The organism is Pseudoalteromonas sp. HM-SA03 (assembly GCF_002289345.1).
Lineage (GTDB): Bacteria > Pseudomonadota > Gammaproteobacteria > Enterobacterales > Alteromonadaceae > Pseudoalteromonas.
The window spans coordinates 2,656-16,037 of the sequence record NZ_NSDG01000027.1 but is presented as its reverse complement, the minus strand read 5'-3'; the positions used below and the strand labels follow the sequence as shown (position 1 = coordinate 16,037).

The window sequence follows — 13,382 nt, the reverse complement described above, 5'->3', positions numbered from 1 at the left end:
AAGCCTAAGGAGAAAACAATGCACATCACTCTTGCAGTACTCATCTTACTTTTATTGTCGGCTTGCAGCTCCGGGATTGACGGTAAAAAGTACGCTACACTTAAACCGCAATTTGACCCCTACGAGTTTTTTGTTGGTGATGTAAAAGCGTGGGGGATAGTCCAAGACAGAGATGGTAACTTAGTTCAACAGTTTACTGTCAACATCAAAGGCTCAATCAATAACCTGTCAGAGCTTGTTTTAGATGAGTCCTTCAACTATCTGCTCGGTGATGGCGTGAAAACACGAGTTTGGAGCATTACAAAAGCATCTGGAAATCAATATACCGGCCGCGCCGACGATATCCTCAACTCAGCGTCAGGCGAAACCTTCGGCAATGCCATGAATTGGCAGTATAGAATGGACTTACCCGTTGACGACACCAGTTATGAAGTACACTTTGATGATTGGATGTGGTCTTTTGACCAAACCACTCTCATCAACCGCTCATACATCGAAAAGTTCGGTATTGTAATGGCTGAAGTCACAATATTTATGCAAAGGCAATAATAACTACGCCAAATCAACTTCAATTTAACCTTCTTACTCGTGTATTTGTCTACAATTTGTAGACAAATACACCAGCTTCACTACAATCCAACGCTATTTCAGTAGTGTTATCAGTATCCAACACTGGTAAATACCTAACAAAAAATGCCGTATCGAAAAGTTTTATTACTGAGTAAGACGCAAGAAACTGCGGCGAGATAGTAGCGAATAAGAACCAATAGGAATCCCCACAATGATAAAGAAGATACTAGCTGGAGCCGTAGCGCTTGCGCTTGTCGGATGTGTTAATACCGAAAATGAACAATCTAATAATGCAGCATTGACACAATCTGTGAAATATCCAATCACTAAAACAGGCACCGTTGTAGACAACTACTTTGGCACGCAAGTAGCGGATCCATACCGCTGGTTAGAAGACGATAAAAGTGCAGAAACCGCAGCGTGGGTAAAAGCACAAAACGAGGCAACACAGGCATATTTATCGCAAATTCCATATCGTAAAGACATCGAAAAGCGCCTCACCGAACTACTTGATTACGAGCGTGTTTCTCAACCTTTTAAACACGGAAACTATACCTATTTCTACAAAAATGATGGGCTGCAAAACCAAAGTGTTTTGTACCGCCAAAGAGAAGGTGGTGAGGCTGAGGTATTTTTAGATCCAAACACCATGAGCGACGATGGCACAACATCGCTTGCAGGGTTAAGTTTTAGTAAAGACGCTTCATTAGTGGCTTATCAAATTTCCGAAGGTGGAAGTGACTGGCGTAAAGTGATTGTGCTAAACGCCGAAACGAAAAAGCAGGTTGGTGAAACGCTAGTCGATGTGAAGTTTAGTGGTATCTCTTGGTTTGGTAATGAAGGTTTTTACTACTCAAGCTATGACAAACCTAAGGGCAGTGAACTTTCTGCAAAAACTGACCAACATAAGGTGTATTACCACAAGATTGGCACACCTCAAGTTCAAGACAAGGTCATTTTTGGTGCCACTGATGCGCAAAAGCACCGTTATGTTTATGGTGGCGTAACAGATGATAAAAAATACTTGGTGATCTCTGCTGCGGTATCAACATCAGGTAACAAGTTATTTATTCGTGACTTAAGCAAACCAAATAGTAACTGGGTAACGATTTTAGATCATACCAACTCTGATACCAGCGTGATCCACAGTGAAGGCGACACATTGTTCCTAAGCACGAACTTAGATGCGCCCAACCGTCGTATCGTTAAAGTCAATGCGAAGCAGCCACAACCAGAAAACTGGCAAGATGTGATCCCAGAAACCGACAATGTGCTTTCGGTATCAACTGGCTCTGGCTACCTATTTGCAACTTACATCAAAGATGCAATTTCATTGGTAAAACAATATGACTTCACAGGTAAGCTGATCCGCGATATTGCGCTTCCAGGTGTAGGTACGGCGAGTGGATTTAGTGGTGAAGAAGAAGATGAAGTGCTCTATTACTCATTTACTAATTACAAAACCCCGAGATCTATCTTTACTTTTAATGCAAAATCCGGCGTCAGCGAATTATATAGCTCAGATAAAGTAGATTTTGATTCAAATGCTTACGTGTCTAAGCAAGTTTTTTACACCTCAAAAGACGGTACTCGCGTCCCGATGATCATCACCCATAAAAAAGGGTTGAAGTTAGATGGTAACAACCCGACTCTGTTGTACGGTTATGGTGGCTTTAACGTCAGTCTTAAGCCTTCCTTTAGGGCAACACGAGCAGCATGGTTAGAACTGGGTGGTGTTTATGCTGTAGCAAACTTACGTGGCGGCGGTGAGTATGGTAAAAAATGGCACAAAGCAGGTACTCAAATGCAGAAACAAAACGTCTTTGATGACTTTATTGCTGCAGGCGAATATTTAGTATCTGAAAACTATACTTCCAGTGAAAAGCTTGCAATTAACGGTGGTTCGAACGGTGGCTTGTTAGTAGGTGCAACGATGTTGCAACGCCCAGATTTATTCAAAGTAGCAGTGCCAGCGGTAGGGGTACTTGATATGCTGCGTTACCACACGTTTACTGCAGGAGCTGGCTGGGCTTACGATTATGGTACAGCGGAAGACAACAAAGAGATGTTTGAATATCTGAAAGGTTATTCACCAGTGCATAACGTAAAAGCTGGCGTAAATTATCCAGCAACCATGATCACAACAGGTGACCACGATGACCGCGTAGTACCTGCACACTCTTATAAGTTTGCAGCTGAACTACAAAGCAAACACACCGGTGCTAATCCAATGCTTATTCGTATCGAAACCAATGCTGGACACGGTGCAGGCACACCAATAAGTAAGACGATTGAACAGTATGCCGATATTTATGGCTTTATGCTTTATAATATGGGAGTTAAATCTCTTTAGGCATAAGCCAAGCTTCAAAAGCCATCTGTACAAGCAGGTGGCTTTATTCAATAAGGACGTATCTATGATCAGTTGCCAACAGTATGATTATATCGAACTGGCGTGCCTAAAACGCCTAGTGGTTACTATTGAGATGAAAGGTGGTGACGTTGTGCGTGGCAGCTGCGAAAACACGGCCATAGTCGACAAACAGGAGTGTTTAGTTTTAGAGCGAGAAAATCAAACTGTCACGGTGGTGCTTACAGAGATTGACAGTATCTCTGCCGATACCAACAATCCCTATTTTACTACATTAAGATTTTAATGATAACGCCATAAAAACACTTAACGGGTTGTCGCGGTACATACCAAAACGCTCACATAGCTCAAACCCCAAGCTCTCATAAAGACTGATCGCACTGGCTTGCTTAGAGCCAGTTTCCAGCCGAATAAGTGGGATCTGCGCTTCACCCGCATAATGAAGCAATATTTGCATAATACGTTTAGAAAGTCCTTTACCTCGATAGCTAGGTTTCACGTATAGACGTTTAATTTCACCGTATAAGGTTTTATCAAACTGCTTTACAATCGCACCGCACGCTACAATACCTTCTTCATTTTGTAAGCCAACGGCATACACGTTAGGTTGGTTAATTTCTTCTATTGATAAAGACTGCGCACTTGCGATTGGATATAAACTGTTCATAAGCTTATCGATTTCAGAAAACACCGTAACTACTTGTGGGTCATCTGACTTTAACTGAATTAATTGCATACCTGCCTCTGAGAAGTAAGGCCAATTTGTCCCGAGCTCATAGACTGAGCAATATTATTACTATTCTGGCCGACGACAAACTATACCGAGTTAGAAATAATAAGCAAATTATAGAGGCAAGATGATAGGCTGAATGCCTACGGAAACTTTATGGTGGTGTTAGTTAAATAAAATAACTATCTGTTTTAAATAAATAAAAATGAGTAAACCTGAACTGTTATAAAGTGTAAGGTATTGGTGTGGGTTAGATACTTCAAGCTAGCCACAAGCAGCTAAGAATTTTTCATTCTTATTTTGTGGGGCGAACATCATGCTTTATCGCGCCGCTCTTATGTACTGCTACTTTGGTTGCTACAGGCTGTTTGCTCTTGCTTGGAAAGCTCAGTAAAGTCAGTAATAACAACAGGCTTGTTAGCGCTACAATCAACGGGATAGAGGTATGCGAACTTGTGTGTGATGCTCTATGGGGCATAAACAAACCTACGAAAATTAATTTGCCTTCCCTAAAAACCAATCCTTTTTAACCAATAACTAAAATAGCACTTAGTTAAATATAATTACTTTTTATCACACCTAAACTTTTAGTGCTATATCACTTCAAAAAAACATCAAAAAGTATTAATTCAATCGTTTACCAATGACATTACTGTTCATCCACTTTCCACCAATCCAACTGACAGGCCTCAACCAAAGTTATTAGCTTGCAGCTTGAAGGTTGAACTGTTTATTCACTAAGCTTTGGTAAAGCGAAGAGTGTTGCATCAAATACTGATGATCTCCCTGTGACTCAATCTCACCTTTGTTAATGACGATAATATTATCAGCATCCATAACCGTACTGAGTCGATGCGCGGCGATAATTGTAGTACGACCTTTTTTTGCATTTTTCAGGGCAATTTGAATAGCTGCTTCACTTTGTGAATCAAGGCTTGCCGTTGCTTCATCCAACAGCAGCAATGCAGGGTCTTTTAATAGTGCTCGCGCTAATGCAACTCGTTGCCTTTGTCCGCCAGACAAAGTAATGCCACGCTCACCAATTTGAGTATTCAACCCATCAGGTAGTGTCGCTATAAACTCTGCTAAATCGGCCGTGGCAATGGCATGCTGTAATTGTTCATCATCTATTGCCTCATAAGCACCGTAGACCAAGTTTTCATATAAGGTGCCGCACAACAGCGGGCTCTCTTGCGCAACGTAGCCAATTTGCGCTCTTAAATTGGCTCGGTCTAGCTCTTCAACATTAAGCCCAGCAATTTCAATGTAACCACGCCTCGCCTGATAAAAGCCCTGCAACAAAGCAAAGAGTGTAGACTTACCAACTCCTGATGGCCCAACTATAGCGGTCGTTTTTCCACTTAAGAATTCACAGTTCAAGCTTTTAAATACCGGTTTATCATCAGCATAACTAAAAGATAAATTGCGAACATAAATTGACTTATCAGTCAGGCTAATTGTATGACCACTTTCATTTTCTGGTGTCGTTGCTAAGATCTCATTAATACGAACGGCCGCTCCTTTTGCTTTATTAAAAGCGGCTACCACCATGCTTAACTGCCCCATCGGCAACACAATGTTCAGTAAAAACATAATAAACGCAACAAAAGCGCCTAGCGTCATCGCACCGTTCGCAACCCTTGATGCGCCAAACCCTAGAACTAACACTATCGAAGCCATGATCACTAAATTCACCAATGCGCCCATGGTAGCTAAAAGCGTATGTTCTGACATTGCGGTTTTATAGAGTGACTTCAATTCATTATTATTCTTTTTAGCTTCTATTTTCTCAGCACCTTGCGCTCTTAGTAAGCGAATATTGGCAAACAGCTCGGTTAACCTTCCAAGCATAGAGGCTTCAGTATCTTGTAATGACTTAGACAGCTCCGTCAGCCTCACGGAAAACGGTAAGATGATCAGAAAACTAGCCGTCACTGCACCAAGCATTACAAGTGTCATTTGCCAGTCTAAAAACCATAGAATAATAAAAGAGCCAAATAATGAAACTACACCAGATATAAAAGACACAGACTGCTCGCTCACGAGATTTTCAATAATTTCAGTGTCTTTTACGATGCGATTGGCGGGCTCCCCAGCCCTAGTATTATCAAAGAAGGAAACAGGCAAACGAATGAGGTGCTGAAAAAGGTCTCCGCGTAATTTAAGCTTTTGCTCATTGCCAATTTTACCCATGATATAAGTCATCAATCCTGCTAGCACAGCGGAAAATACTAATACCATAATTAATATGACTACCTGTTCATTTGAAAAATGACCATTTTCTCCGAGTTCTTCCAGCAATTTTTTCGTTTGCAAAGGCACCAACAAACCTAAAACACTAGAGAACAGTGTAAATAAAACCAGAGTTGATAGTAATAGGCGGCTTGGCCGCGTGCGCCTGACTAGTTGTATTAAAGATGATGTATTGTTCATAATTATTATGTCCCCGTTGAATAGATAACATAATAATTGACCACATTTTAAATTTAGTCAATTTAAAACTGACCTATTGGTCAATTTTAAATTGACTGTATACTGCAATGTGAACAGGAGGAGCTATGTCTGATAAGCGGAAATTAATACTGGCATGCGCGGAGCAGTTACTTTTAGCTGAGGGCGATAGTGCCTTTAGCATGCAAACCATTGCCAATAAGGTGGGCATTTCGAAAGGTGCTATCTACTTACACTTTAAGTCAAAAGACGAACTACTGTTAGCCGTTTTTGAGCGTCAAACAGCGGAGCTGCTAGATAAAATAAGAGCAATATTAGAAAGTGATAAATTGACTCCAATTGCCAAGCTAAAACAACAAATCCGCTTCCAGCACGAAGATTTACAGCAGTACCAAGCGATGTTTCAGCTTTTACTGCAGGAGGAGTCACTGAGCTTTTCAAATAACTTGATCATGTTCTATCAAGAATTTCGCTTAACGTGGCTTACGCTACAAGAAGGCTTTTTACTTGAAAACTATGGCGAGCAAGTTCGTCCATGGAAAACCGATCTTGCGATGACCCTTGATGGTATTATTGCTAATTATCTTTCGCTTCCTGTGATTGAAGGTATTAATTTCGATACTGAAAAGCTGGTTAATTGGGTAGTGTTATGTATGGACTCAGTTTGTACAGCGCTACCAAATCAAGCACTGTTGCCGGTGTTAACCGATCAGGATTTTCCGTCCCAAAAAGAGATCGAAGCCAAAAAACGACAACTCCACGAACAAAAAGTCCAACAAGCTTTTATACAGCTCCAAGAAAAGTCTCAGAAGCTAAAACTCACACCACAAAAGCGTGAGATCGTAGACCACACAATCGCTCTATTGGAAGCTCAACTACAAAGTAAAAACCCCGATACCGTATTAATCAGGGCACTTATCGCAGGACTTAGAGACTACAGAGGACTAAATACTGAGCGCCAGCTACTCGCAGAAAGACTCAATGTAGAGGCAGTGTAAACCACCGAGTAATGTTATACTCGTATGGTTAGAGGAAAGCAAAATATTGCTTTACACTGCTGACTATTTTTCTTTTAAGAATAAGACTCTCTTAATCAATCCATCGACGACTTCATAGGTTGCGATGGCTTTCTACTTTGATTTATATTCCTCACCATCACGCATTAGGCAAAACTCAATAACCTCAGTATCTACAATTTACAACCTTTACCCATCTTCCTAAACCTCACTAAATTGGCCATAAATCCAGCAAGTTAATCATGAACTGCTATATTGTTTTATGAGGATATTATGGGGAATACGATGCTAACAGCGCTTAAAGACAGTATGCCAATTTTGATTGTTACATCTGAATGGTATGTCAGTCATACAACCGCCATTGCGGAAAAACTGCTCGTACCTATCGACAACCTCATCAATAAACACCTTGAAGACTTATTCACCTTTCCCTTATGCGTAGAAGAGCAACAAAAGACGATTGCTGAGGGCTCATTGGTGCAAGTGTCGTTGCGCACGTCGCCAAATGTACAATTTTTGCTGTCATTTTATGATGTTCGCAGCAACGAAATATTTGTACATATCGCCGAGCTCTCAACGTATTATTGTCAAAACCCTTTGGAAGACGAACAAACTCGAATTTTACGCCACGCAGTCAATAGCGCAAACCTAGGAGTTTGGTGCTACGACCTCCTTAATAAGACTGCGTATTTTTCTCCTAAATTCAAATCACTGATAGGCCTCCCAGCGTCAGCAGAACTTGACTGGGATACCTTAAAAAGCATGATTTACCATGAAGATCAGCCGCTATTTGCCGAGCTACTCGCTCACCATATTGAGCAAGGACTTATGCTGCATTTTGAGTTCCGACTTGAGGTTAGAGGAACAATTCACTGGTTTGAGTTCAAGGGAGAGCAAGTTAAGTATTGTATTCGCACACACAGTGTTTATGGGATTTTAGCTGACTGTACTCACGAAAAAGACATGCTAGTCGCATTACATGATGCAGAAGAAAGCAAAGAGCTTGCCATGCAAGCGGGGAAAATAGGTACTTGGCGAGCAATACAAGTAGCGAATCAATGGATCTGGAATTGGGATCATCAAGCAAATGAAATTTTTAAGCTTTCGGAAGACGATATTGGTAATTTACATCTTTGGGAAGCAAGCCTTCACCCCGACGATAAAGTACGTGTTACGCAAGCACTAGAAGCGTCACTGAACTCAGGCCAAACCTTTGAGCAGCGTTATCGCGGCCTGCTCAACGGCAAGGACATTGTTGTGGTTTATGCTAAAGGTGTTGTGGGGCTCGATGAACAAGGCCGACCGTCACGTATTGATGGTGTTGTTATCGATCAAACCGATGTATATATTGCCCAGAAAAAGCTCCAACACATTAATCAAGAGTTGGAACAGCGCGTCGCAGAGCGCACTGCCGACCTTGAAGCCGCGATTATTAAAGCTGAGCAGGCCAATCGCACTAAATCAGACTTTTTGTCCATGATGAGCCATGAACTCAGAACCCCAATGAATGGCATTATCGCATCCTTAGATCTCATGGCGCTATCAGATCTAGATGAAGACAACCAAGAACTTTTAGAAACCGCGTCTATTTCAGCCAATAATTTAGTCTCAATATTGAATGACATTTTAGACTTAGCCAAAGTTGAGCAAGGGAAAATGGAGCTTGAAAGCTACCCATTCTCCCCTTCTAAAATGCTCAATAACATTATCAAAACCTTCGAAGCCCACGCGCGAGACAAATCAGTAAAATTAACGGTGCATGAGGACATAAAGCTACCGCTAGAAGTGATTGGCGATGAAAATAGAGTGCGGCAAATTATCTTTAACGTTGTCAGCAATGCCATCAAATTTAGCGTTGCAGATAGAGAAGGCGGCGCGAAAGTCACCATCAATGTGCACTGGGCGTGCGAGGGCGTAGCCTTATCTCACTTGATATTTAAGATAGAAGACAATGGTATTGGCATTGCACCGGAAGTCCAAAAGAAGCTGTTTACCCCCTTTACACAAGCCGAACGCTCTATCACGAGAAAGTACGGCGGCACCGGATTAGGGCTTGCAATATGTGGCAAGCTTATTGACTTAATGGGCGGCAAGGTCGCCTTAAAAAGCAAATCCGCTGAAGGCTCAACTTTCACCATTACCATTCCTATTTGGCGTCCAAGAACACAGCAGCAACCCAATATTATATTTACTACGCTTTATTGGTTAAGTGATGCGCCTTGGCAGAGTTCGTTGGCGCTGACTCAGTTGTACAATGCCTGCACGCATTTTTGCGATGAGATCAAAGTCATCGAGTCACCCAGTGAAATCAAAGAGACTGACGATACTGCACTTGTTCGTGTTGTCACAACGCAAGCCGCCCCCTCTGCAGAGCAAATACGCTCACCTATTCCAGAGTTAGTATTTGTTGATGAAAAGGCGTTTGCTAACTTGAACAGTACAGCGTTAACCACACCAAAACCAATTGCACCGCAGACTCAATACGCTATCGGCCAATTATTGAGCAAACTGAAAGTAAGTCAGCAAAGTGACGAGACTGATTTAGGTGAATTAAACGATCTCAGTGAACTAGATGCGCTCCTTTCACTAGACGATAAAGTATCTAGCCCTACCGATGATGAATCGGATACTAGTGGTAAGCAGCATATACTCCTTGCCGAGGACAACCCCTTTAACCAAAAACTCATCGTCAAACAGCTTTCTAGACTTGGCGTTTCCTGTGATATCGCCAATAACGGCAAAGAGGCCTTGGCGATGTATAAAAGCCAGCAATATCAGCTTTTGTTGACGGATTGCCATATGCCGGAGATAGATGGCTATGAATTAACCAAGTTAATTCGCGCATTTGAGTCCAAAGAAGAGCGCAGTGCCATTCCTATTGTTGCCGTCACAGGCGCTGCTATGAAAGGGGATAAAGCGCTTTGTTTAGATAGCGGCATGAATGACTATGTTAGCAAACCGGTGCGATTACAAGCGCTTAAAAACACCTTAGGTAAATGGTTAGATATGGACTTTACACAATGAGCAAAACCCTCAACCCTCAGGTGCTTATCGATTTAATCGGTGATGATTTTGCTACGGCGAAAAAGTTTTACACCGACTTTCTAGTACAATCGAAATCTAGTTGCGCAAAAATTAAAACTGCATACCAAACCCGTGCTTTTCAAGCTTTAAAAGACGAAGCCCATTACCTCAAAACCTCCGCCAAAGCAGTGGGTGCAGAGGTACTAGCTGAACATCTACAGGCGTTAGAATATTCAGCACTTGATAACAACACCACTGAGTGCGCCGAAAAAATAAAAGCGATACACCATGAGATCGGCAGCGAGTTTGTTCGAGAATTAAAAGCCTATTTAACCTCTCAGTCGCAAAATTAAAGCGCAATCGGCTGCTCAGCAAGCACCGCTTTGAGTCCTGCGCGTTCGAACTTCACAACATCTTCTTGATGCTGGTAATGATAGACCCAAATATTTTTAATGATGTCTTCGCGATAGCTCGTCAACAACTCATCAAGGGAGCAATGGCTGGGGTTGTTTGCAAGACCGCAATCATGAAAAATAACTTCGCCGTTACTGACATAGTGATGGAGCAGCTCAGGAATAGCTTTGGTATCACCACTGTAAAACAAGCTACCAGGGAGGTGAAACGAAAAAGCACTGTTGGGCTCATGATGACGAACGGCATAACTATGTATACGTTGCCCACGATGAAGAAAGCTCTCTGAGATTGGAAATAAACGAAAAACCTGCCATACGCCGCAATTCCCTTCGCTCAGTCCGGTGTAAGCAAGCATATTACACAGCCCAACGATTAGCTCTGCTGGAGCAAATAACGTGATTTGGTGCTGACTCAATGCTGCCTGAAAGTAAAGCTGCTCCAATCCACTAACATGGTCATAATGAAGGTGGGTGATAAACACAGCATCGGGTAATGACGAAAAATGCTTTTTATAACGCGACACCGTATCAAAGCCACAATCTATCAATAACCAAGGTAGGCCTTTATGGGTCAATACACAGGCAGAGCACCCGAGAGTTGCAGCGCTGGCGGCACTTCCCACTCCCAAAAAAACAACAGCGTCTGGTTTACAGTGACTGTCAACGAATGATTTCGGACTGACAGCGTGTAGCTTGGTCGTCTTGGTTATGTCTTTCATTGCACTGCCAGAAAAATCAACAAACAATAGCGCCAGACTACATTGTCGGATTTACAGACATATGACAGTCATATCTGCAATCTTTTGGTTCAGCTCACTATGTGATTTCGCTATTTTGACCAACCTTGAGTATCAACATTTATTAACTCATTGATTTATATAGACACTATTTATGGTATAACTATTGCTGAATGATAACCTTATGTCATCATCACTACGGAAAATAACAAAAATGAAAAAGCTTTTCACCAGTTTAGCCGCCCTTAGCCTTTTATCTGGCTGTGTCGTACATATCTCTCCAAGCGCAGCGGCAACCAAAACACTCGATAAATCTCTACAGCTCAGTGCCGAAGACATCAGCAAACTTGATGCAAATACCACTTCGGGTAATATCCAGATCATTGGATACGACAATCAACAAGAGATCCAAGTGGAAGCCTCCGTGTTAACCACAGAAGCAGAAAACTACCAACTTACATTGGAAAAATCAGGTGATACCGCCATATTGGTGGCCGACTCAGATACAAGTTCTGGTGTGCAATGGTATCGCAATAATAGCCCTAGAATTGACTTAACCATCACCATGCCAAGTCAGCTCGCACTAACACTTGATGACAGTTCGGGGGATATAGCCATCAAAAATATCAAAGGTTTTATCAAACTAGATGATGGCTCTGGCAATATCACATTAGAAGATATTCAAGGTGCTGAAATTGATGACGGCAGTGGCAATATCCATGTCACTAACGTCCAACAACTCGTTATCGACGATGGTTCTGGTGACATAACCATAAAGGGGTTGATCGATACACTGGAGTTGGAGGATGGCTCGGGTAATATTAATGTGGCTGGCGGCACGGATATCAAAATAGAAGATGAGTCTGGCGATCTAACCCTTCGCGGTTTTAGCGGCAACGCTGATATCACCGATGGCTCTGGCTCACTAGTTGTTGAAGGCGGACATAATATTAAAATCGATGATGAATCCGGTAACATTCGTGTGCGTCACGCCCAAGGCGATGTCATTATCGTTGATGGTTCGGGCAATACGGATATCGAAGCAGTGAAGGGCCACGTTCAAATAGAAGACGGCGCTGGAAATATTCGTGTGGTAAATGCCGGTTCCTTGACCATTACCGAATCAGGTTCAGGCTCGGTGAAAATAGATAGGATAGCTGGGGCCGTAAAGCTAGATGACTAGCTGAATCACTTTAGTGTGGAGCAATATACGATTGTTCCACACTAAAGTTCAACATTAACTCGAGACTATGTGTAAAGTCAGATAGTCCTCTTGACAGGTTTCTACGCCCATCCATGGGCTTCTTTGATGCCTAATGACAAGGCACTCTCTCATCCCCCAACAAACTTAACTTCTCGGCGGGTGAACCGTCTCCTACAATACTATTTGCACTGTGAATTAGGAAGCATTCTGCGATGATAGCTTTTGCAATGCTTTAAAGCAGCTTAATCGCTAAAATCGTAGACGATCTCACAAGCAACGTATTCCCCCTCCATCACAACCGAAAAGCATCAGTCGATATGCAATGTGCCGACAGGATGTCGGCCAAGTCTTGTCAGGCACAGGGACGTACCTTACAAGACGGTTGCGATACCAATTGTATTAGGTAAATGAGCAATTTGAAGCGGAGAAATAGCTTTAGTAGCAAGGCAAAAATTTTGCTATTTAGTTGTTCTAAATGAGAAATTTTTAACGACGCTAATATGGTATTTCACCCTTCAAATTGATTGGAGACTTAGTGCAATTGGTATTATATATCGGCGTAGGGTTTGAGGATTGAGTGTGATGCTGGGGCGACGTTTTCTTGGTTCGTTCTTTTTCGTCGTTTAAAAAGAATGAACGAGGAGCGCATGGATGCGCTTTGATATTAAACATGGAGGTTTATGTTGCTAACGACTGGTAGCTCGAAATTTACCGTAAAGTCAGCCCGTCCTCCTGACTGGTTTCGACGCCCATCCATGGGCTACGACATACTTTTCTTTGATGCCCAAAGAAAAAGTATGCAAAAGAAAAGGCACTCCCAACATCACACTGACTCCTCAAGCAAACTGCCAATATGAACGTCACCT

Annotated in this window: 10 protein-coding genes; 7 read left to right on the top strand and 3 right to left on the bottom strand. The window is 42.2% G+C overall.

Features of this window, described 5'->3' with window-relative positions; all coding sequences use genetic code 11:
• The first annotated feature begins 18 nt into the window (after positions 1-18).
• The 3 genes from CKO50_RS05115 to CKO50_RS05105 all read left to right on the top strand — a co-directional run bounded on the left by CKO50_RS05115 (position 19) and on the right by CKO50_RS05105 (position 3,227).
• The gene (locus tag CKO50_RS05115) at positions 19-549 is read left to right on the top strand and encodes a DUF3833 family protein (RefSeq protein ID WP_095727285.1); all 531 of its coding nucleotides are present in this window, start codon (positions 19-21) and stop codon (positions 547-549) included.
• A 232-nt stretch (positions 550-781) separates the two neighbouring features.
• On the top strand, positions 782-2,923 hold the full coding sequence (locus CKO50_RS05110; protein WP_095727284.1) for a prolyl oligopeptidase family protein: 2,142 nt from the start codon (positions 782-784) through the stop codon (positions 2,921-2,923).
• Positions 2,924-2,987: 64 nt separating this feature from the next.
• Positions 2,988-3,227, top strand: a complete 240-nt coding sequence (locus CKO50_RS05105; protein ID WP_095727283.1) for a Rho-binding antiterminator — start codon at positions 2,988-2,990, stop codon at positions 3,225-3,227.
• Here CKO50_RS05105 and CKO50_RS05100 read toward each other — a convergent pair.
• On the bottom strand, positions 3,216-3,677 hold the full coding sequence (locus CKO50_RS05100) for a GNAT family N-acetyltransferase (RefSeq protein WP_095727282.1): 462 nt from the start codon (positions 3,675-3,677) through the stop codon (positions 3,216-3,218). The two genes, CKO50_RS05105 and CKO50_RS05100, sit on opposite strands and share 12 nt — an antisense overlap.
• 696 nt (positions 3,678-4,373) lie before the next feature.
• Positions 4,374-6,104: an ABC transporter ATP-binding protein gene (locus CKO50_RS05090; protein ID WP_095727280.1), complete on the bottom strand. Its 1,731-nt coding sequence runs from the start codon at positions 6,102-6,104 to the stop codon at positions 4,374-4,376.
• Positions 6,105-6,229: 125 nt separating this feature from the next.
• Between CKO50_RS05090 and CKO50_RS05085 the strand changes: the two genes are divergently transcribed.
• The 3 genes from CKO50_RS05085 (at position 6,230) to CKO50_RS05075 (ending at position 10,515) form a co-directional block, all read left to right on the top strand.
• Positions 6,230-7,120, top strand: coding sequence for a TetR/AcrR family transcriptional regulator (locus CKO50_RS05085; protein WP_095727279.1), 891 nt, complete (start codon positions 6,230-6,232; stop codon positions 7,118-7,120).
• Positions 7,121-7,423: 303 nt separating this feature from the next.
• Positions 7,424-10,162, top strand: coding sequence for an ATP-binding protein (locus tag CKO50_RS05080; RefSeq protein ID WP_095727278.1), 2,739 nt, complete (start codon positions 7,424-7,426; stop codon positions 10,160-10,162).
• Complete coding sequence (locus CKO50_RS05075) at positions 10,159-10,515, top strand: Hpt domain-containing protein (protein ID WP_010603970.1); 357 nt, start codon at positions 10,159-10,161, stop codon at positions 10,513-10,515. The genes CKO50_RS05080 and CKO50_RS05075 overlap by 4 nt, the downstream gene beginning before the upstream one ends.
• Here CKO50_RS05075 and CKO50_RS05070 read toward each other — a convergent pair.
• Entirely contained in the window at positions 10,512-11,294 is a 783-nt protein-coding gene (locus CKO50_RS05070) for an MBL fold metallo-hydrolase (protein WP_095727277.1), read from the bottom strand. The two genes, CKO50_RS05075 and CKO50_RS05070, sit on opposite strands and share 4 nt — an antisense overlap.
• A gap of 232 nt (positions 11,295-11,526) precedes the next feature.
• Here CKO50_RS05070 and CKO50_RS05065 point away from each other — a divergent pair, with 232 nt between their 5' ends.
• Complete coding sequence (locus CKO50_RS05065; protein ID WP_095727276.1) at positions 11,527-12,495, top strand: hypothetical protein; 969 nt, start codon at positions 11,527-11,529, stop codon at positions 12,493-12,495.
• Positions 12,496-13,382: the final 887 nt, after the last annotated feature.

Bases quoted from the DNA above. Each gene is read 5' to 3' on its own strand.
- CKO50_RS05115 (WP_095727285.1), top strand. From the start codon at position 19: ATGCACATCACTCTTGCAGTACTCATCTTACTTTTATTGTCGGCTTGC.
- CKO50_RS05110 (WP_095727284.1), top strand. From the start codon at position 782: ATGATAAAGAAGATACTAGCTGGAGCCGTAGCGCTTGCGCTTGTCGGA.
- CKO50_RS05105 (WP_095727283.1), top strand. From the start codon at position 2,988: ATGATCAGTTGCCAACAGTATGATTATATCGAACTGGCGTGCCTAAAA.
- CKO50_RS05100 (WP_095727282.1), bottom strand. From the start codon at position 3,677: ATGCAATTAATTCAGTTAAAGTCAGATGACCCACAAGTAGTTACGGTG.
- CKO50_RS05090 (WP_095727280.1), bottom strand. From the start codon at position 6,104: ATGAACAATACATCATCTTTAATACAACTAGTCAGGCGCACGCGGCCA.
- CKO50_RS05085 (WP_095727279.1), top strand. From the start codon at position 6,230: ATGTCTGATAAGCGGAAATTAATACTGGCATGCGCGGAGCAGTTACTT.
- CKO50_RS05080 (WP_095727278.1), top strand. From the start codon at position 7,424: ATGCTAACAGCGCTTAAAGACAGTATGCCAATTTTGATTGTTACATCT.
- CKO50_RS05075 (WP_010603970.1), top strand. From the start codon at position 10,159: ATGAGCAAAACCCTCAACCCTCAGGTGCTTATCGATTTAATCGGTGAT.
- CKO50_RS05070 (WP_095727277.1), bottom strand. From the start codon at position 11,294: ATGAAAGACATAACCAAGACGACCAAGCTACACGCTGTCAGTCCGAAA.
- CKO50_RS05065 (WP_095727276.1), top strand. From the start codon at position 11,527: ATGAAAAAGCTTTTCACCAGTTTAGCCGCCCTTAGCCTTTTATCTGGC.